Annotated in this window: 16 protein-coding genes; 7 read left to right on the plus strand and 9 right to left on the minus strand. The window is 74.9% G+C overall.

Annotated features, from left to right (window positions below):
* The first annotated feature begins 288 nt into the window (after positions 1–288).
* Entirely contained in the window at positions 289–2352 is a 2064-nt protein-coding gene (locus Aru02nite_RS15635; protein ID WP_203658247.1) for a hypothetical protein, read from the plus strand.
* A gap of 167 nt (positions 2353–2519) precedes the next feature.
* Here Aru02nite_RS15635 and Aru02nite_RS15640 read toward each other — a convergent pair whose 3' ends face one another.
* Entirely contained in the window at positions 2520–3569 is a 1050-nt protein-coding gene (locus tag Aru02nite_RS15640; protein ID WP_203658248.1) for an aldo/keto reductase, read from the minus strand.
* 205 nt (positions 3570–3774) lie between these two features.
* On the opposite strand from Aru02nite_RS15640, the gene Aru02nite_RS15645 reads away from it, so the two are divergent.
* The gene (locus Aru02nite_RS15645; RefSeq protein WP_203658249.1) at positions 3775–4908 is read left to right on the plus strand and encodes a S1 family peptidase; all 1134 of its coding nucleotides are present in this window, start codon (positions 3775–3777) and stop codon (positions 4906–4908) included.
* A gap of 12 nt (positions 4909–4920) precedes the next feature.
* On the opposite strand, the gene Aru02nite_RS15650 is transcribed toward Aru02nite_RS15645, so the two are convergent.
* A complete protein-coding gene (locus Aru02nite_RS15650; protein WP_203658250.1) occupies positions 4921–5520 on the minus strand; it encodes a hypothetical protein in 600 nt (199 codons plus the stop codon).
* A 119-nt stretch (positions 5521–5639) separates the two neighbouring features.
* On the opposite strand from Aru02nite_RS15650, the gene Aru02nite_RS15655 reads away from it, so the two are divergent.
* Entirely contained in the window at positions 5640–7805 is a 2166-nt protein-coding gene (locus Aru02nite_RS15655) for a WD40 repeat domain-containing protein (protein WP_203658251.1), read from the plus strand.
* A gap of 270 nt (positions 7806–8075) precedes the next feature.
* On the opposite strand, the gene Aru02nite_RS15660 is transcribed toward Aru02nite_RS15655, so the two are convergent.
* Positions 8076–8771, minus strand: a complete 696-nt coding sequence (locus Aru02nite_RS15660; RefSeq protein WP_203658332.1) for a MerR family transcriptional regulator — start codon at positions 8769–8771, stop codon at positions 8076–8078.
* Positions 8772–8885: 114 nt separating this feature from the next.
* On the opposite strand from Aru02nite_RS15660, the gene Aru02nite_RS15665 reads away from it, so the two are divergent.
* Positions 8886–10100, plus strand: coding sequence for an erythromycin esterase family protein (locus tag Aru02nite_RS15665; protein ID WP_203658252.1), 1215 nt, complete (start codon positions 8886–8888; stop codon positions 10098–10100).
* Positions 10097–10270, plus strand: a complete 174-nt coding sequence (locus tag Aru02nite_RS15670) for a GrpB family protein (protein WP_203658253.1) — start codon at positions 10097–10099, stop codon at positions 10268–10270. The genes Aru02nite_RS15665 and Aru02nite_RS15670 overlap by 4 nt, the downstream gene beginning before the upstream one ends.
* 14 nt (positions 10271–10284) lie before the next feature.
* Here the strand turns inward: Aru02nite_RS15670 and Aru02nite_RS15675 are convergent, their stop codons facing one another.
* The 5 genes from Aru02nite_RS15675 to Aru02nite_RS15695 all read right to left on the minus strand — a co-directional run bounded on the left by Aru02nite_RS15675 (position 10285) and on the right by Aru02nite_RS15695 (position 16701).
* Positions 10285–11802 carry an ADP-ribosylation family protein gene (locus Aru02nite_RS15675; protein WP_203658254.1) on the minus strand — a complete coding sequence of 506 codons (1518 nt, stop codon included), beginning with the start codon at positions 11800–11802 and terminating at the stop codon, positions 10285–10287.
* Positions 11803–11839: 37 nt separating this feature from the next.
* Positions 11840–12223 (minus strand): DNA glycosylase AlkZ-like family protein, encoded by a 384-nt coding sequence (locus tag Aru02nite_RS36650; RefSeq protein ID WP_239076711.1) that lies wholly within the window; start codon positions 12221–12223, stop codon positions 11840–11842.
* A gap of 796 nt (positions 12224–13019) precedes the next feature.
* Positions 13020–14174, minus strand: a complete 1155-nt coding sequence (locus Aru02nite_RS15685; protein WP_239076712.1) for an MFS transporter — start codon at positions 14172–14174, stop codon at positions 13020–13022.
* Positions 14171–14689 carry a Chromate resistance protein ChrB gene (locus Aru02nite_RS15690; protein ID WP_203658255.1) on the minus strand — a complete coding sequence of 173 codons (519 nt, stop codon included), beginning with the start codon at positions 14687–14689 and terminating at the stop codon, positions 14171–14173. The genes Aru02nite_RS15685 and Aru02nite_RS15690 overlap by 4 nt, the downstream gene beginning before the upstream one ends.
* 26 nt (positions 14690–14715) lie before the next feature.
* On the minus strand, positions 14716–16701 hold the full coding sequence (locus tag Aru02nite_RS15695) for a heavy metal translocating P-type ATPase (protein WP_275408645.1): 1986 nt from the start codon (positions 16699–16701) through the stop codon (positions 14716–14718).
* Between the two features lie 101 nt (positions 16702–16802).
* Between Aru02nite_RS15695 and Aru02nite_RS15700 the strand changes: the two genes are divergently transcribed.
* On the plus strand, positions 16803–17168 hold the full coding sequence (locus Aru02nite_RS15700; RefSeq protein WP_203658257.1) for an ArsR/SmtB family transcription factor: 366 nt from the start codon (positions 16803–16805) through the stop codon (positions 17166–17168).
* 43 nt (positions 17169–17211) lie between these two features.
* Here the strand turns inward: Aru02nite_RS15700 and Aru02nite_RS15705 are convergent, their stop codons facing one another.
* Complete coding sequence (locus Aru02nite_RS15705) at positions 17212–17937, minus strand: SDR family oxidoreductase (protein ID WP_203658258.1); 726 nt, start codon at positions 17935–17937, stop codon at positions 17212–17214.
* 95 nt (positions 17938–18032) lie between these two features.
* On the opposite strand from Aru02nite_RS15705, the gene Aru02nite_RS15710 reads away from it, so the two are divergent.
* Positions 18033–18872: a LysR family transcriptional regulator gene (locus Aru02nite_RS15710; protein ID WP_203658259.1), complete on the plus strand. Its 840-nt coding sequence runs from the start codon at positions 18033–18035 to the stop codon at positions 18870–18872.
* The last annotated feature ends 135 nt before the right edge of the window (positions 18873–19007 follow it).

The following is a 19007-nucleotide window of genomic DNA, read 5'->3' on the forward strand; positions in this document are numbered from 1 at the left end:
CGGCGGCGGATCGGGTCATCCGACCGGCGTGCGGTGGCCGATGCGTACACCGAGCTGGCAGACCCGCTCGTGTACAGCGGAGCCCGTGCTGGCCCGCCGGTACGATCCGCGGCGCCGCGACCGGATCGTCGACGCGGCCGTCAAGTGCATCGCCGAGCACGGCGTCGCCGGTACGTCCGCCGCCGGGTCGCGGCGCTGGCCGCACGCGAACCGACGGTCCGCACTGGCGGGCGTGACGCGGCGGACCGTCTGCGCGACGGGTCGCGGCCGGCTTGTACGGTGCCGGGCATGATCACCGTGTCCGCCGGCGAGTTCCGAGCGATGTTGGCCGACCCGGACGCCCGGTGGACGGCGCGGATGTTGGCCCTGTTGCCGGTTTCCGGCGTGCTGGACGGTGCGGTCGAGGCGCCGCGGGAGCTGGCCGCCGCGCTCGCCGACCCCGACCCGGCGGTACGGAGCCGCGCGGAGGCGGTGCGCGGCGCCGAGCTGTGGGGCGACCTGGCTGCGCACGTCCATGTCGTACTGGAGCTGCTGCTCGACGAGTCCGCCGCCGACGCCTGGCCCGGCTGCGTCGACGTACTCGGCGCGCTGGCGCCGGGCGACCAGTTCGAGCTGCTGGTGGACGTGCTGGCGAGGCCGAGGTCGGTCGGGCTGGGGGAGCGGCTCGCGATCGCGCTGGGTCTGCCGGGCCGGGGCGAGCTGTCGCGGTTCACAGTCGAGCAGGCCGGCCGCGACGCGTCCGTGGTGTGCCTGCGCTGCACCTCGGACGTACCGGGGGACGCCTCGCGGACGGTGTCGGCGACCCGGTGCTGGCGCCTCCCGGCGCTGGTCGCGTTGCTCGGCAGCCGGCACGCCCCGGTACGCCGCCGTGCGGTGGCGGCGCTGGCCGACCTCGGCGCCGGCGCGGCGGGCGTGCTGCGAACGGCGCGGCGCACGTCCCCGGCACCGGTACGTCGCGCCGCGCTGGAAGCGTTGGCCGCGATCGGCTGGCGCGAACTGGATCCCGCCGACCGCGACCTGCTGACCCGGTTCCTGCGGGTCCGCCGGCACCACCCGCTGCTGCCGACGGCGTTAGGGGAGTGCACGTGGCCGTGGCGGGACCTGACCGCGGTCCGGCATGGGACGCTGGAACGCCTGCCGCACAACGATTCCACCGAACGGGACGCGCTGGCCGCGCTCACCGCGGCGCTGGCCGATCTCCCGCCGCCGTCCGTGGACGAGGCGGCCGAGGCGCTGTTCCGGCGGTTCGACGGGGGCGAGCGCCGGCTCGCGCGGCTGAGCCGCTGGCCCGACCTGGCCACCCGAGAGACCGTCACCGCGCTGCTGCGCGCGTGGGCCGCGACCGCCGATCCACCGGTACCGGCCCGCCAGGCAGAACGGTACTCCGGCCAGGTGGCGGCGATCTGGGCGCGCACCACGCTGGCGGCCTGGGCGTACGAGGTGCTGCGGTGGCTGGCGCGTACGCCCGGCGACGCTCGGCGCATCGCCCCCGTCGCGCAACGCTGCGCGGTTTCCGGGCTCGCCACCCGGGAGGCCGTGACGCTGCTGGACGCGCTGGGCGCGCCGTACGGTGAGGAGGCGCTGCTGCGGCTGGTTCGGGACGAACGGGTGGACGAGAGCAGTCGTGCCCTGGCGCGGCGCGGGCTCGTCACCCTGCGACGGCCGGGCTACGATGCCTGTGCCGCAAGGGAACCGGAGCTCGACGAGGAACCGCTGCTGCCACCCGCCGTGCGGGCGCTGCCGTTCGGGTGGGACGTGGGGTTCGAGTGGCCGTACGACCTGCCGGAGACCGCGGAGAACGTCGGGCTCGCCCGCGCGATCCTGGCGGCGTGCGCGCCCGATGGCCCGGTCACCGACCCCGCCCCGGACCTGTCGCCGACCCCCGACGACCACGTCGTGGACGACGAGGACCCGCCCTGGCTGGAGATCCGCTCGGTCATGCGGCGGATGATGCCGCACGCCCGGCAGGTCACCCGCGAACGCCTCGTCGAGGTACTGGACGAGTGCACACTGCTCGGCATGCCGTGCGTACCAAGGGATCCGGCGGAGTTCGTCCGGCGTTGGGTAGGGTGGATCGAAGGCTGGATCGTCGCGCAGGTCTTCCGCTGGCTCGGCATGTACGTCGACGACTCGACCCTCGTCACCCCGTGGGCGATGGACCGGGCCGAGCAGTACGCGCGAGCGGGTCTGGCGGAGCGGCAGGCCGTGGACCTGCTGGGCTGGCATCGCGACGTCCCGCGCAGCCGCGAGATCCTGGCCCGCCTCGCCGCCGACGACACCGTCTCGCCGACCCTCCGTGCCCGCGCCGACGCCCAGTTGCGCGACATCCTCGCCCACCGAACCACCTCCTGACGGCGATCTGTGCTGGCGCCGGATCGTTGGCGGAGGTGCCCTCGCGTGACGCTCCGATCACGGGTGGACCCGCCGGTGGACGCGCGCAGTTCGCAGGTGACCGGCCGGGCCGTACGCGATTGGAAGTGGCTGGCGCACAAGGCATCCAGCCCGTCCACGGCCGCCGGTCAGGCGGCGGAGCGGTCGGCCAGCGGTCGGCGGCGCAGCGCGGGGTCGGTGAGCGAGAGCGGCGGCTTCAACGCGTTCGGGTCGTAGCGGTTCTCGCCGGGCGGTACGATCTCGTCGATCCGGTCGAGTACGGCGTCGTCGAGGGTGAGCGGTGCGCCGTCGAGCAGGTCGTCGAGCTGCTGCATGGTGCGTGGCCCGATGATGGCCGAGGTGACCGCCGGGTGGGCGACGGTGAACGCGACCGCCAGCTGCGGCAGGGTGCAGCCGATCTCGTCGGCGAGGGTGACGAGCTGTTCGACCACGTCGAGCTTGGCGGCGTTCCGCGGGACGGTGGGGTCGAAGTTCGCCGGCCGCATCGCCGCGCGCCCGGTGGTCAGGTCCACCGCCCGGTCCTTCCGGTACTTTCCGGTCAGGAAGCCGAACGCGAGCGGGCTCCACACCAGGACGCCCATTCCGTACCGCTGGCAGACGGGGAGCAGGGCGGACTCGATGCCGCGGGCGAGGATCGAGTACGGCGGCTGTTCGGTACGGAAGCGTCCGAGGTTGCGCCGTTCGGAGACGTGCTGCGCCTCGACGATCTCGTCGGCCGGGAAGGTCGAGCAGCCGAACGTGCGGATCTTGCCCTGCCGTTGCAGGTCGGTGAGGACGGCGAGGGTCTCCTCGATGTCGGTCGCGGGGTCGGGCCGGTGGATCTGGTACAGGTCGATCCAGTCGGTACGCAGGCGCCGCAGGCTGTCCTCGACCGCCCGGACGATCCAGCGTCGGGAGTTCCCGCCGCGGTTGGGGCCTTCCCCCATCGGGAAGTGCACCTTGGTGGCGAGGACCACGTCGTCGCGGCGGCCGTGCAGCGCCTTCCCGACGATCTCCTCGGTCTCGCCCTGCCCGTACATGTCGGCGGTGTCGACGAAGTTGACGCCGCGGTCGAGCGCGGCGTGGATGATGCGGGCGCAGTCGTCGTGGTCGGAGTTGCAGCCGTCCTGGAACATCATCGTGCCGAGGCAGTGGACACTGACCTCGATCCCGGTACGGCCAAGGGTGCGGTAGCGCATGGAGTGGTGCTCCTCGTGCGGGTGAACGGTTCGGTGCGGCGCGACGGGTGCGCCGCCTCGCACGGCGAACCCTAGGAGCTAGAGCCCGATCTAGGTCAAGTCCCGGGCGTCCACCTAGGGGCTCCGCCGTACGCCGCGGGTCGCGTGCCGGTTCCGTCTCCGGGCCGACGCGCCCGGGGCCGGTGCGTTCGTAGGGTCCGGAGCCATGACGATCACACGACTTCGGGTCGCCGCCGCCGTACTCGGCACGGCCGGTGCCCTCGTGGCCGCCGTACCCGCGGCCGCCATGTCCGGCGGGCAGCCCGTCACCGATCCGGGTACCGCGCCGTGGGTGGCGACGCTGGCGTTGCGGGGCGACGGCGGGCTGCTGCAACGGGCCGGGTGCGGCGGCGCCCTGATCGCCCCGGACCGGGTCCTGACCGCGGCGCACTGCCTGGACGGTGTGGATCCGAGCCGGCAGGAGGTGCACGTCGACGCGCGGACGCTGTCCAAGGACCCCGGTGAGGTCCGCGGGATTCGTGGCGTGAGCGTACTTCCGGGCTACCGGATCATCCCGTCCCCGGCGAACCCCGACGACCCGAACGACGCGAGCGCCGCGAACGATCTCGCGGTCGTGCTGCTCGACCGTCCGGTCACCGACGTCGCGCCGCTGCCGGTCGCGCGGCACCGCCCGGCCGCCGGTACCGCGGTGTCGTTCTTCGCGCACGGTACGACCGGCCACACCCCGGACTGGCGCGACGACGTCCTGCATCGCGGCGAGCTCACGACGCTGGACGCGGGCGCCTGCACCGCCGGTACACCGGCCACAGTGGACACCGCCTCGGTGCTGTGTGCCCGCGACAGCAACGGTTCCGGCGGCGCGACGGTCACCGGCTGCTTCCAGGACAGCGGCAGCCCGCTGGTACAGGGGGGCGCGCTGGTCGGGGTGTTCAGCTTCGGCGGCGAGACCGCCGGCAGGAGTTGCGGCGAGCCGTCCGCGGCGTACTTCGCCGATCCCGCGGCGTTCCGGGCCTGGGCGTACGCGCCGGCGCTGCCGCGGGAGCCGTACCCGGGTGGGGCGCCGACCGTCACGGGCAGCCCGGCCGTCGGGGGCACGCTGCACTGCACCGCACCCGCCTGGAACCGGGCCCGCGGCGGCAACCCCACCACCATCCGGTACTCCTGGGCGACGGTGACCACCGCCGGACCGTTCACGATCCCGACGCCGATCGCCGGCGCGGAAGGGCCGGACCTCACCGTCGAGCCGGACCTGTCCGGTACCTGGGTCGCCTGCCTGGTGACCGCGGCGAACGGAGCAGGCACGGTCACCGCCCTGTCCACGGCGGTTTCCGTACCCTGACAGGGATCCCGGTCAGACCGTGGCGAGGACACGGTGCGCGCGGACGAGGCCGGCGGCGCTGAACGACCACAGTACGACCGCGCCGCCGAGCCCGACCACCGTGGTCCAGCCGGCGTCCACACCGGACAGACCCAGCCCCGCGGCCACCACCGCCACCGCCGCGAGCGCACCCGCCAACCACCGGAACATGCTGGTACCAAAGGGAACGAAGTGCAGCCCGACGACCAGCAGGATGTACGCGGGAACCGCCTCGGGCCGGTGCAGCACCAGCCGGAGTACGAGGTTGCCGAGCACGATCGCCACGACCATGCCGACGACCGCGATCCAGTACCACCGGCCGAACGGTGCGCCGCCGCGCGATCCGGTGGCGTACCGGCGGCGCAGCCACCAGCTGCCGGTGAGGACGCCGAGGGTGACGGCCACGCCGGCCATCCGGACCGCGGGCGCGCCGGGCAGCGAACCGGCGCCGAGGAACCAGCACCAGGCCAGCGCGAACAGCGCGCCGATGCCGGAACCCAGCCACGCCCCGGCGTACCAGGCGCGTTCGTCGTTCGTCCTCATGCCGTCGAGCATCGCCGACCGGTACGCGCCGCCGGTAGTCACGGCGGTCACCGGCTCGTTCTGACAGATGTCACGGTGCACCGGCCCGGCTGTGGGGACAACTGCCCAATCTTGGTGGCAAATAGGCGATCTGACACTTTCATGCCGTTCCGGCGGCTACTGTGCGGATCATGGGCGATACGCAGGGCGGTTCCGACGGCGGGCACCTGACCGACCCCGACTGGTTGGTACACACCGATCCGGCTCGGGTGGCGGCGGCGCTCGCCCGCGCGACCGGCCCGGCGCAACGGCACGCCGCGGCGGTGTACCGGGTGTCGGAGCGGGCACACCGCAGCGCCGACCCCGCCGTACGACGGCAGCTGCTGGCGGTGGACGCGGCCCGGTTCGGCGACCGCGAGCTGGCCGCCCGCTTCGCCGCGGTACGGGTGGCGGGCGAGCCGGCGCCGTGGCGCGTCGACTGGGCGACCGGCCGGATGGTGGCGTCCGCCCTGCGGCACGCGCTCTCCGGTCACCGCTCCTGGATCGAGGACGTACGCACGGCGACGGTCGGCGGCCGCCCCGTCGTCCTCACCGCGGCCGACGGCCGGGTGCAGGTCTGGGACCTCGCCACCGGCGACCCGGTGGGCGACGGCCTCAGCGGACACGTCGGCTGGACCGGCCGGGTGCGTACCGTTGCGACCGTCGTCGTGCCCGGCCGCACCGTCGCGGTCACCGGCGGCTCGGACGGTGCGGTACGCGCCTGGGACCTCGGCACCGGTCGGCGGCTCGGCGCGGAGGTGACCGTCCAGTACCGGATCGAGGCGGTGACCGCGGGCGTGGTGGACGGCCGGCTCGTCGCCCTGACCGGGAGTACCGGGGGCGTGGTCCAGGCGTGGGATCTCGGTGCCGGGCAACCGATCGGCGCTCCCCGGAAGGCCCACGACGGTCGGGTCGGGACCGCCGTCACCGCGGTCGTCGGCGGCCACCCGCTCGCCGTCACCCTCGGCACCGACGGGCGCGTACGCGGGTGGGACCTGGCCACGGGCGAGCAGTACGGCGCGTGGCACGACCTCGACGGCGCCACGTCGGTCGCGACGACCGTGCTCGCCGGCCGCCCCGTCCTCGTCACCGGTGACGGGAACGCGCTCCGCTGCTGGGATCTCGCCACCGGACACCCGACCGGCGCCCCCCGCCACATCCCCCACCGGGTACTCGCGGCCACGGTTCTCGCCGGCCGCGCCGTCGCGGTCGCCGGCGACGCGGACCGGACCGTCCGCCTCGTCGATCTCGCCACCGGCCGGCCGTACGGTCGGCCCGTCACCTGCCCGGCCGGGATCACCCGGATCGCCGCGACTGTCGTGGCCGGCCGGCCCGTCGTGGTGACCGGCGAGGACGACCGCACCGTACGGGTGTGGGAACCGGCGACCGACGTGCCGACCGACCGGTGCCGCCCCGGCCACACCGACGACGTACGGTCCGCCACCACCGCCGTACTCGACGGTCGTCCCGTCGCCGTCACCGGCGGGTACGACGGGGCGGTGTGGGTGTGGGACCTCGCCACCGGCGACCCCGTCGGCGCCCCCCTGACCGGTACCCGCGCGGTCGAGGCCATGGCCACCGCCGTACTGGACGGCCGGCTCGTGGCCGCGGTGACCGGTGGCGTCACCACCGGCAACGTACGGCTGTGGGAGCCGCTCGCCGGGCGGCCCGTCGGGGCGCGACCGACCGGCCACCGCGACGAGGTGTGGGCCGTGGCGACCGCGGTCTTCGGCGGTCGGACCGTGGCGGTCACCGGCGGCGCCGACGCGACCGTACGGATCTGGGACATGGCCACCGGCCGGCCCGTCGGCGCACCCCTCACCGGCCACGCCGGCCACGTCTGCGCCGTCGCCACCGCGGCGGTCGGCGGTCGGTCGGTCGCCGTCACCGGTGGCGCGGACCGGTCCGTACGCCTCTGGGACCTCGGCGCCGGCCGCCCGATCGGCCGGCCGCGCAAGGCACACCGCGCCCCCGTCGTCGCCGCGGCCACCGCCGTACTCGACGGCCGCCCGATCGCCGTCACCGGCGACGAGCACGGCTGCACGCTGCTGTGGGACCTGCCCACCGGCCGTCGCCTCGGCGTACACCTGGCCGGAAAAGGTGCGGTGACGGCCATCGCCACCGCCGTACTCGACGCCCGGACCGTCGCCGTCGTCGCCCACACCGACCGCACCGTCCGCGTCTGGGACCTCGCCACCGGCGGTCCGGCCGGCCCGCCGCTGACCTTTCCCGCGGACGTACACGCGGTCGCGGTGGCGCCGGGCGGCCCGCTGGTCGTCGGCTTCGGCACCGAGATCGCCGTACTCTCCCGCCGCTGACGGTCCGGGATGGCTCAACGTCCCGGGTGCCGCGGCAGATGGTGCGGGCCGGGGCGCGGCTCAGGAGCGTGATCCCGCCGCAGGCGTTCGACGCGGTGCACGCCGAGTCGGGCGTACCGGGGTCGATCGCCGGGAGTTGACGCCGCAGCGGGAGGAGTCGCCGGAACACCTCGACGATCTCCCCGCTGTGGACTCGTCCGACGCGCCGGTACGGGTGTGCGGCGAGTGACGGTCCCGCCGATCGGCGAGATCGCCGTCGTACCAACGGTTTCAGGAACCGTCGAGCAGGGTGAGGTAGGCGTCGAGCTGGGCGGCGCCGGCGAGCAGGTGGCGGCTGCGCGCGGTGATCCGGTCCTGCCAGGAGTCGAGGAACTCGCGCAGCGCCGCCTCGCCACCCGCCTCGCGCAGCGCCCCGACGAACCGTGCGACCTGGCCCAACGGGTACCCGCCGCGGCGGAGCTGGCGCGCGACCTCGGCGTCCCGTACGCAGGTGGGGTCGTAGTGGCGGTATCCGGTGCTGCGGTCGCGATCCGGGTGCAGGATGCCCGCCGTCTCCCAGGTGCGCAGCGTCGCCGGATGTACGCCGAGGCGGCGCGCCAGCTCACCGACGGTCAGGGGCGCGCCGCGCGGCGGTGGCGGTGTGGTGGCGGACAGCGCGCCGAGCGCCGCCGCCACCTCGGTACGGGTGTCGCGTTCGGCGTGCAGCGCGACGTGCGCGGCGTCGACCATCCGGTACGCGGAGTCGGTGTCGCCGCGGTGGATCGCGCGCATGATCTCCACCGCCTGCTGGTGTCCGTGGCCGCGGCGCAGGGCGAGGAACGCGCGCAGGGCCTGGGCGTGCCGCGCCGTGTAACGCCGGTAGCCGGTGGCGCTGCGCGGGGTCGGCGGGAGCACGCCCGCATCGTCGTAGTTGCGGATCGCCTGGGCGGAGAGTCCGTGCTCGCGGGCGAGGTCGATGGGTCGCAGTGTCTACCCCCGTTTGAGACTTTGCGCGCTGGATCCCCGGAACTGTGGGCGCAACGTTCACTCGAACCTTCAACGATAGCGTCGAGGGCAGGAACTTTCCGGAAGGGGTGCTCCATGTCCACTGCCGTACCGTCGTCCGTCGGTCGTGAGGTTGCCGACGCGGCGAGCCTGGGCCGCGCGTTCGACGACCTGCTCGCCGCGCGGGCCGAGCCGCCGGCCCTGCTCGCGCTCGGCGAACCGACCCACGGGGTCGAGGCGTTTCCGTTGCTGCGCAACGAACTCCTCGGCCACCTCGTCGAACGCGGGTACCGGTCGATCGTGCTGGAGACCGACGTGTTCGCCGCCTCCGTGGTCGACGCGTACGTGGCGGGGGCGGCCGGGGACCTCGACACGGTGCTCGCGACCGGGTTCAGCCACGGATTCGGCGCCGTGCCGGGCAACCGGGAACTCGTCGAGTGGCTCCGCGAGTACAACGCCGGCCGAGCGGACGGGGACCGCGTACGGTTCCTCGGGTTCGACCCGCCGGTGGAGTTCGCCGCCGCGCCGGGCCCGCGCGAGGCGCTGACCGCGGTCGCCGAGTACCTGCCCGCCGCGCTGCTGCCCCCGTCGGTACGCGGAATGGACGCGCTGCTCGGCGCCGACACCGACTGGACGAACGAGGCCGCCATGTACGATCCGGCCGCGTCGGTCGGCGGCTCCGACCGCGCCCGCGCGTTGCGGGTGGTGGCCGACGACCTCGCCAGCGCCCTGCGCCGCGCGGCACCCACGCTGCGCCAGGCCGACCCGACCGGCCACGACCGCGCCACCGCGTACGCGCGGACCGCGCTCGGGTTGCTGCGCTACCACGCGGCGATGGCGCACCCGGCGCCCGACCGGATCGGTACGCTGCTGAGCCTGCGCGCCGAGATGATGGCCGACAACCTCCTCGCCACCGTCGAACAGGAGCGACACCGCGGCCCGAGCCTCGTGTACGCGGAGAACGTGCACCTGCAACGCACCCCGTCGCGCATGGCGATGGGGCCGGACGAGGTGAGCTGGGGGAGCGCCGGCGCGCTCGCCGCCGCCACCCTCGGCGACCGCTACGTGTTCGTCGCGATGGACGGCAAGGTCGACAGCGATCCGGCCACCCTCCAGGGTGCGCTCGCCGCCGCGACCGACCGGCGCGCGCTGTTCCCGGCGCGGGCCGTCCGCGCCGCGCTGCCTCCGACGATCGCCGTCGACACCCCGATGGTGCGCAGCCACATCCCCCTCACTCCGGCGGTACTCGACGGCGCCGACGCGGTCGTCTACGTCACTGACACCGACGGCGTCCAGCACCAGTACTGGTGACCCGGCACCGGGTGTGCCGCGAACGGTTGAGCGCGCACCCGGACGACCGCGACTGCCACGCCGCCGCCGACAGCCCGCTGTCGATGTCCGGGTACAACAACCGTAAGGCCGCGGCGATCGTCGCGATCCTCCGCCGCGCCGGCCTCCGCCCCGCCGCCGGGTCCACGTAGCCCACCTGGTGCGGTCAGCGGTCGAGGACGGTGACCTGGGGGAGGTTGCGGTGCCGGTGGTGCGCGTCGGCGATGCCGGCGAGCGCGTCCCGGCCGAGCGCCCGGTACGCGGCGACGAGCAGCGCGTTCGCCCGGCGTTCGCGGTCGGCGTCGCCCTGGCTGATCCAGTGCAGGTCGCGGCCGAGGGCGAGCGCGCCGGTCGGATCGCCTGCCGCGCAACGCTTCTCGGCCTCGGCGGTCCAGCCGGCGAGGGTGTCCGGTTCCTCGGTCAGCTGCCGGTACGTGGTGCGGCACCACTCGTACCCGTCGTACGGGCGCTGGTGTCCGCGCGGCACGACCGGTTCGCCGTCGGCCAGCGCGCCGCCGCCGTCCAGGGTCTCCCAGCGGGCCGGGTCGCCGTGCGCGAACAGCTCCGCCGCCGGCCGGTACGTGTCGTGGTAGGCGGCGCCCTGCTCGGGCCGGTCGCCGGTCTCGAACCGGGTCAGCAGCTCGCGCAACGCCCGCAGCCCGAACCGTTGCGCCACAACGTCATCCTCGGCGGGGGTGGCGCCGTCGCCGGCCTCGCGGTCGAGGTGCACCTGGCTCCACTCGATCTGCTCGCGTACCGCGGCCAGCGGGGTGCCGAACGGCAGTCCGACGCCACCGCCGTCGTTGTTGTAGTAGCAGGTGACGCCGGCGCAGGTGCGACCGTCGTCGTACCAGAGGCCGAAGTGCAGTCCGTCGCTGCCGCCGTGCATGAACGTCAGGAACTCGGGCGGATCGCGGTAGTAGCGGCCGTGCACGCGCACGTCGACGCCGTCGCGCGGCCGGCGTCCCGGATCGTCGAACAGGTCCATGATCCCGTACGGCTCCAGGTCCAGGTCGTTGAGCGCGCGCCGCTCGGCCGGGCCGAGCGACAGCTGGAACTGCCAGTACCGGAAGATGCCGTCGGGCAGGTCGATGCCCCAGTCGTCGGCGAACCGGCGCTCGATCGCGGCGCGGTCCCGGTCGACGCGCGCCGCCGCTGCCGCCAGTACCGCCGGGTCGGGGTGCGGGTGGGCTTCGCGCCAGGCGGCGTAGTCCCGCTGGTCGGCGGCGTCCCGGGCGGCCTGCCGACGGGCACCGGCGCGGTCGTGCCGGCGGACCGGCCCGGTGCCGTCGATGGCGTGCGCCAGCCGCTCCTCGGCCGTCGGCTCCTCGTCCGGGTACTGCGCGGCGCGGCGCCGTTCGGCGACGAATCCGGGGGACCATAAGGCGTCGTCGCCGTACACGACGTCGGCGGCCTCGGCGGGCGGCAACGCGGCCACCTCCCGGTCGAACCGGTCCAGCGCCGCAGACCGGAGCGCGGCCACCCGCTCGTCGACCTGCGCCGCATGCCGCACGTACCGGTCCCACTCGGCGGCCGGGTCGTCGGCCGGCCCGTCGCCCAGCTCGACGAAGAACGCCAGCTTCTCGCCGTCCGCCAACCGGTCGTGCTCGCCGTCGACCTGCTCGCGCAGCGCGGCGCGCACGTCCTCGTCCGCCTTGCCCTGCAACCATTCCGGAATCGCCACGCGCCGAGAGTACTGGCCGCGGTCATCACCAGGGGCGTCAGCGGGGCCAGGCGGCGCGCAGCCCGAGCCAGTCGGCGAGATCACTGATCTCCGCGCGGACCGCCGTGGTCACCGCCCGGCCGAACGGCTCGTCCTGGTGGATCGCCGCGATCCGCAGTACGCCCGCGTCGGTGTCGGCCGCCGCGTCGAGCTTGCCCACCAGCCGGTCCGCGTACAGGATCGGCAGGGCGTAGTAGCCCCAGCGGCGCTTCGCCACCGGCTTGTACATCTCCAGCTGGTACTCGAAGCCGAACAGCTCGGCGGTGCGCTTCCGGTCGTGCACCAGCCGGTCGAACGGGGACAGCAGCGCGGCCCGCCCGGTGAACGGCTGACCGAGCTGCGCCGGGTCGACCCGCCACACCCCGCGTACGCCCTCGACCACGGCCGGCTCGCCCGCGTCGCCGACGCCGACCGGCTCGATCGGGACCGCCGTGCCGCGGGACCGGGCGCGGCCAGCCGCCGTCCGTCGCGGACCCGCGCCGCCTTTGCCGCGGGCACCACCGGATCGTCCCGGTACACCCGCTCCGCCAGGTCCCACAGGCGTTCCCGGCCCTGCCGGCCGGCCACCGCGACCTCGCCGCGCGACACCATCATCTCCAGCAGCAGGGTCACGTTGCGGTCGTTCGTCCAGCCGGTCGACTCCCACGGCACCGCGCAGGTGTCCGGCAGCTCCCGCGACACCAGCGGACCGTACGCCCCGAGGCGGGCGAGGATGTCGCGCCGGCACGCGTCGTTCGCCGTCACCCAGTCGCGCCGGAACACCTGCCAGTCGCGCAGCGGCGGAGCGCCGGGCCACGCCGCCATGTCCGCCCGGTACAGCGCCAGGTCCTCCGCCGGCCGCACCGTCGCCCGCAGCTCCACCAGGCTGCGCGCGGCGAGCGCGTCCGCCAGCTCACTCCGCCGGTACGCCGGGCCGAGCCGGCTGAACGCCACCAGGTCGGCGCTCGGCGCGATCACCGCGGTCGGGTCCAGTTGCAGCAGCGTCAGCCGCCGTACGACGTCGTGCAGGTCGCCGGGGCGGTCGGCGGTCAACGCCTGCGCCCGCACCGCGATCCGCCGCGCGTCGGTCCGGGACAGCTGGTGCGCGCTCATCGCCCCACCGTACGGGAGGGGTCCGACAGAGCCGGCGGCGCGCGGTGCCGGATCCGCTCGTTCCGTTGGTACGGAACGGATCCGGGTCAGCGGGGCCGGCGGCGGGCGGCGAGACCCAGCGGTACGAGGAGGACCAGGACGGCGAGCGCGGCGTACCCCCAGGCGAGGGTGGTGGCGGCGGCGACGCCGGCGACGAGCAGCGGACCGCCGGCGTCGCCGAGCTCGCGGCCGAGTTCGGCGGCGCCCATGGTCTGGCCGATGCGTTCGGCGGGGGTGGCGGCGGCGAGCGCGGCGAACCCGAGCGGGGTGATCACGCCGGTACCGGCGCCGGTGAGGACGGCGGCGGTGAGCAGTCCGGGCACGCCGGGGAGTACGGCCGCGGCGGTGAGGCCGGCGGCGGTGACGGTGAGTCCCACCGCCAGCCCGGTACGGGTGGTGAGCCGGCCGGCGTCCAGCGCGCGTCCGGCCCACGGCTGGGTGAGCGCCGAGCAGAGCGCCAGGACGGCGACGGCGGCCCCGGTGGCCAGCGGCGACAGTCCGTCGGCGGCACCGGACCGGGGCAGGAAGCCGACCCCGACCGACAGCGCGGCGGTGGCGGCGGCCAGGGCGACGACCGGGCGCAGGAAGCCGCCGTCGGTCAGCCGGCGCGCGAGCCCCAGCAGCGTCTGCCGCGCCTTCGGCAGCGGCGGTACTGCCGGGACCGCGACCGCCGCCCACACCGCGACGGCCGCGGCGAGCGCCATCAGTACGGTGAACAGCAGCGTCAGCCCGCCGGCCCAGACCAGTACGCCGCCGAGCAGCGGGCCGGCGGTGTAGCCGATGCTCTTGGTGAACCCGTACGAGCCGAACGCGCGGCCGTGCGAGGTCCGCGGGTTGAGCCGGGCCACCAGGGCGGACGCGGCGGGGGAGAACGCGGAGGCGGCGGCGCCCTGCCCGAGCCGGGCGGCCCACAGCCAGCCGGGGTCGCGGACCGCGACGAACACGGCGGAGGCGGCGGCGAACCCGACCAGCCCGCCCAGCAGTACGGGACGGGCGCCGACCCGGTCGGCGAGCGTACCGAAGACGGGTTTGAGGACGACCTCGGCGCCGTCGTACAGGGCGAGCAGAACGCCCAGGTACAGCACCGAACGGACGAGGCCGGGGCCGCCGGCGCCGAGGTTCGCGGCGATGCCGTGCGCGCCGAACGCGGTGGTGAAGCCGGCGGCGTACAGCGGCCACATCCGGGACCGGGTCGCGTTCACCGCGGGTGCTCGTCGTCGGCGAAGGCGTGCAGGTGGGCGACGGTGCGCTCGCCGTGGTCCGCACGACGCCGTACGCACTCGGCGTCCCTGCCGCCCGGGGCGCCGAACACGTCGTGCGCCCGGACGCCGCGGTGCCAGCGCCGCAACCGTTCCTCCGCCAGCTCGGCAGGGGTGAACGTGGCCGTCGCGATCTCCTCGTCCGACTCCGCCGGGTACGTGCCGCAGTCGGCGTCGAACTCCGCCCAATCCTTCTGGCGGGCCGCGGTGCACAGCGCCCCGAACCGCCCGGCGTCCCGCGGCCGCCGCCCCGTCGCCTGGAGTACCAGGAGGTCGTCGGCCGCGCGTCCGGCCAGGTCGACAGGGCGCCGGACGCCGTCGGCGAAGACCGGTACGCCCGGTACCGCCCAGATGCCCGGACCGGGCGACGGCGCGTCGACCCACCCGGCCACCCGGTGCCGGTACGGCTGCGCCCGCACGATCGGCACCACCCACTGCACCCCCGGCCCGTGACCCATCCGCTGAACGTAACAGCCGCTCATCGTCACGAGTGAGCTCGGACCGCGCGGCGGGTGGCGCGGTTCCAGGCGGCGTCGCGGAGCAGGCGGAGCCCGTTGAGACCGACGATGACGGTGGATCCCTCGTGCCCGGCGACGCCGAGCGGCAACGGCAGGTGCCCGGCGAGGTCCCAGGTGACCAGTGCGGCGATGAACGCCGCGGCGACGACCAGGTTGGCGACCACGACGCGGCGGGCCCGGCGGGACAGGGCCATCGCCGCGGGTACCGCGGTCAGCTCGTCCCGCACGACCACGGCGTCCGCGGTCTGGAGCGTCAGGTCGGATCCGGCGCCGCCCATGGCGATACCGGTGTGCGCGGCGGCCAGCGCGGGCGCGTCGTTGATGCCGTCACCGACGACCGTGACCCGGTCACCCGCCCTCTCGTACGCGCGCACCGCGGCGACCTTGCCGTCGGGCAGCAGCCCGGCCCGTACGTCGTCGATGCCGATCTGGTCGGCGAGATGCCGGGCGGCGTACGGGTTGTCGCCGGTGAGCAGGACAGGTTGGTGGCCGGTCAGGTCCGTGACGGCGGCGACCGCGTCGCGCGCGTCGGCGCGGAGCTGGTCGGTGATGCCGAGGATGCCGGCCGGCCGGTCGTCGACCAGGACCACCACGGCCGTCCATCCGCTCCCTGCCAGGTCGTCGGCGACCGTGCGGGCGTCGACGAAGGCCCCGTCGGTACGACCGGGCGGCAGCAGCGCTCCCGGGGATCCGACCTCGACGAGCCGGTCGCCGACCCGGGCCGTGACACCCCGGCCGGGTCGCGCCTCGAAGTCGTCCGCCGCGGTCGGCGACAGCCCGCGTTCCCGGGCGGCCCGTACGACGGCGGCGCCGAGCGGGTGTTCGCTGGGGTGTTCGGCGCCGGCCGCGAGGCGCAGTACGTCGTGCTCGGCGTACCCGGGGAGGGGGTGGATCTCGGCGACCCGGGGCACGCCGCGGGTCAGCGTGCCGGTCTTGTCGAACGCCACGCGGGTGGTGGTGCCGAGACGTTCCATCACGACGGCGGACTTGACCAGTACGCCGTGCCGGCCGGCGTTGGCGATCGCGGCCAGCAGCGGCGGCATGGTCGCCAGGACCACCGCGCACGGCGAGGCCACGATCATGAACGTCATCGCGCGCAGCAGCGAGTCCCGTACCGACTCGCCGAAGGCCAGCGGTACGGCGAACAGCAGGACGGTGGCGAGGACCATGCCCACCGAGTACCGCTGCTCGATCTTCTCGACGAACAGCTGGGTCTTCGCCTTGGTACGCGCGGCCTCCTCGACCAGGGCGGCGATGCGTGCCACGACCGACCCGCCGGCCGGGCGGTCCACCCGAACGGTCAGGGCGCCGGTGCCGTTGAGGGTGCCGGCGAACACCTCGTCGCCGACCGTACGGTCGACCGGCAGGGGTTCACCGGTGATGGTCGCCTGGTCGACGTCGCTGGCGCCGTCCACGACGGAACCGTCGGCGCCGATCCGCTCGCCGGGTCGTACGAGGATCACGTCGCCGACGGCGAGCGCGGCCACCGGCACCGTGGTCTCGCCGCCGCCGGGGTCGAGGCGGGTGGCGGTGTCGGGCGCGAGGTCCAGCAGCCCCCGCACGCTGTCCTCGGTACGCGCCGTCGCCAGTGCCTCCAGCGCGCCCGACGTCGCGAAGATGACGATCAGCAGCGCGCCGTCGAGTACCTGTCCGATGGTCGCGGCGCCGATCGCGGCCACGACCATCAGCAGGTCCACGTCCAGGGTCCGGCTCGCCAGCGCGCGCAGCCCGGCGAGCGCCGGTTCCCAGCCGCCGGCGACGTAGCACGCCAGGTAGAGCGTCCAGTACGCCCAGGTGGGTGCGCCGAGGAACTGCACCGCGAGGCCCAGCAGGAACAGCACCAGCGCGGCGGCGGCCCACCGTGCCTCGGGCAGCGCGAACACCCTGGTACGCCGCACCCGCAGCGTGTCGCGTACGGGCGCCGGTGCGGGGATGGTGGTCGGGCCGCTCACGGCTGCTCCCTCGGCTGTGTGGGTCGGGCGTGCGGACGGCCACGATACCAGAACACATGAAGATGTATTCATGTGTTCTGGGCACGGCTACGATGGCCGGCATGGGGCACGGACCACAGGGCAGGGCCGGTACCGCCGGCACCCTCGACGCCGACACCGCGGCCACCGTGGCCGCGACCTTGCAGGCGCTCGCCACCCCCAGCCGCCTGCTGATCCTCACGCGCCTGCGGGAGAGCCCGTGCCCGGTCGGCGAGCTCGCCGAAGCGGTCGGCATGGAACAGTCCGCGGTCTCCCACCAGCTGCGCCTGCTGCGCGCACTCGGCCTCGTCGCCGGCACCCGCTCCGGCCGCCGCATCGTCTACGCGCTGTTCGACAACCACGTCGCGCAGCTGCTCGACGAGGCCATCTACCACGTCGAGCACCTGCGCCTCGGCAAGCGCGACAGCACCGGGACCACCGCCGGCTGAGGCGCCGCGCCCGTCCGTCACGTGGGCGGACGCGGCGCGGGGGTCACCAGGGCACGACGCCGTCGTCGTCGAAGAAGCCGCCGGTCGGGCCGTCGTCGGGCAGGGTCGCGAGCCGGATCGCGATCGCCGCACCCTGCTCGGGCGTACGCACGCCGCGGAAGCCGTTGAGGTCGGTCGCGCAGAACCCGGGGCAGCCGGCGTTGATCAGGATGTTCGTGTCGCTCAACTGCTTGGCGTACTGGAGGGTCACGGCGTTCAGGAACGTCTTCGACGGGGCGTACGCGACGGAGATCGGTCCGGTCTGCGCGCCCGGCGTGCTCTGCCGCATGAGCGACCCGACGGTACTGGACATGTTGACGATGCGCGGGGAGCCGGACCGGCGCAGCAGCGGCAGCATCGCGTTGGTGAGGCGGATGACGCCGAGCACGTTGGTCTCCACCGCGGTCCGTACGGTGTCGAGGTCGGCGCCGATCGGGTCCTGCGGCATGCCACCGGTGACGCCGGCGTTGTTGACGAGTACGTCGAGGTGGCCGGCCCGCCCGTCGATCAGTTCGGCGGCGGCGGTGACGCTCGCGTCGTCGGTCACGTCCAGCGGTACGCCGAACGCGTCGACGCCCTCGGCGCGCAGCTTCGCCACCGCGGCCTCCCGGCGCGTGCCGTCCCGGGCGCCGACCCCGACGCTCCAGCCGAGCCGCCCGAGGCCCAGCGCGATCTCGTACCCGATGCCCTTGTTTGCGCCGCTGACCAGCGCGATCGTCTGTTCGCTCATGCCTTCGATGCTGTCCGCCGCGGGGCGCGGGCGCCAACACCGGCTGGGTCGCCGGTGATACCCGACAGGTATCAGCTCCGCGGTACGGTGGCTCCATGGAGACGCGGGAGCTGCGCTACTTCGTCGCCGTCGCCGAGGAACTGCACTTCGGGCGGGCCGCGCAGCGGTTGGGGATCGCCCAGCCGCCGCTGTCGCGCGCGATCCGCCAGCTCGAACGGCGCCTCGGCGTCACCCTCTTCGAACGCAGCAGCCGCGCCGTCACCCTCACCGACGCCGGCGAGGTACTGCTGCGCGAGGGGCGCGCCGCGCTGGACGCCGTCGCCGCCGCCGACCGCCGTACCCGACGCGCCGCGACCGGCCGCCCCGGGCTGGTGCTCGTCACGAAGGCCGGCGCCTCCAGCGAACTGCTCGCCAAGCTGCTCGACGCGTACGCCACGGAGCCGGACGCGGTCGCCGTCGACGTCCAGCTGTGCGGCCCCGCGGAACAGGAACGGCTGCTGCGCGACGGCCGGGCCGACGTGGCGCTGCTGCACCGGCCGTACGACTCGGCGGTCGGGTTCGACACCGAGGACCTGCGCACCGAGGGGCAGGTCGTACTGCTGCCGGCCGGGCACCCGCTGACCACCCGCCCGCACGTACGCCTGGCGGAGGTCACCGCGCTGCCCGACCTGCCGCTGCCGCGCTGGCCCGACCCCGACGGCGGGTACCCGGACGGCCCCGGCCCGCCCGTACGCGACAACGCCCAATTGCTGCAACTGATCGCGCTCGGCCGCACCGTCGCGGTACTCCCCGAGTCGGTGCGCGTGCACCTGCACGAGGGCCTCGCCGCCGTACCGGTGCTCGACGCGCCCGAGGTGACGACCATGATCGCGTGGCCGCCGCACAGCCGGTCCCGCGCGCTCGCCGCCCTCGTCCGTACCGCCACGCGTCTCTGAGCGGCGGCCGTCTCGCGCGGCGAGCGGTCGCGAGGCGTACCGGCCGGATTCCGGGACGGTGTTGCGGTGGCGGCACGTGCTCCGAAGGATGACCGGGGGCACGTCCGTGTCCCGTTCCTTCACCGAAGGGGAACC

Origin of the sequence: Actinocatenispora rupis, assembly GCF_016861975.1 — a bacterium.
Lineage (GTDB): Bacteria > Actinomycetota > Actinomycetes > Mycobacteriales > Micromonosporaceae > Actinocatenispora > Actinocatenispora rupis.

Coding starts and splice junctions, on each gene's coding strand:
- Aru02nite_RS15700 (WP_203658257.1), top strand. CDS start 16,803: ATGGGGCACGGACCACAGGGCAGGGCCGGTACCGCCGGCACCCTCGAC.
- Aru02nite_RS15665 (WP_203658252.1), top strand. CDS start 8,886: ATGTCCACTGCCGTACCGTCGTCCGTCGGTCGTGAGGTTGCCGACGCG.
- Aru02nite_RS15645 (WP_203658249.1), top strand. CDS start 3,775: ATGACGATCACACGACTTCGGGTCGCCGCCGCCGTACTCGGCACGGCC.
- Aru02nite_RS15690 (WP_203658255.1), bottom strand. CDS start 14,689: ATGGGTCACGGGCCGGGGGTGCAGTGGGTGGTGCCGATCGTGCGGGCG.
- Aru02nite_RS15705 (WP_203658258.1), bottom strand. CDS start 17,937: ATGAGCGAACAGACGATCGCGCTGGTCAGCGGCGCAAACAAGGGCATC.
- Aru02nite_RS15655 (WP_203658251.1), top strand. CDS start 5,640: ATGGGCGATACGCAGGGCGGTTCCGACGGCGGGCACCTGACCGACCCC.
- Aru02nite_RS15635 (WP_203658247.1), top strand. CDS start 289: ATGATCACCGTGTCCGCCGGCGAGTTCCGAGCGATGTTGGCCGACCCG.
- Aru02nite_RS15640 (WP_203658248.1), bottom strand. CDS start 3,569: ATGCGCTACCGCACCCTTGGCCGTACCGGGATCGAGGTCAGTGTCCAC.
- Aru02nite_RS15710 (WP_203658259.1), top strand. CDS start 18,033: ATGGAGACGCGGGAGCTGCGCTACTTCGTCGCCGTCGCCGAGGAACTG.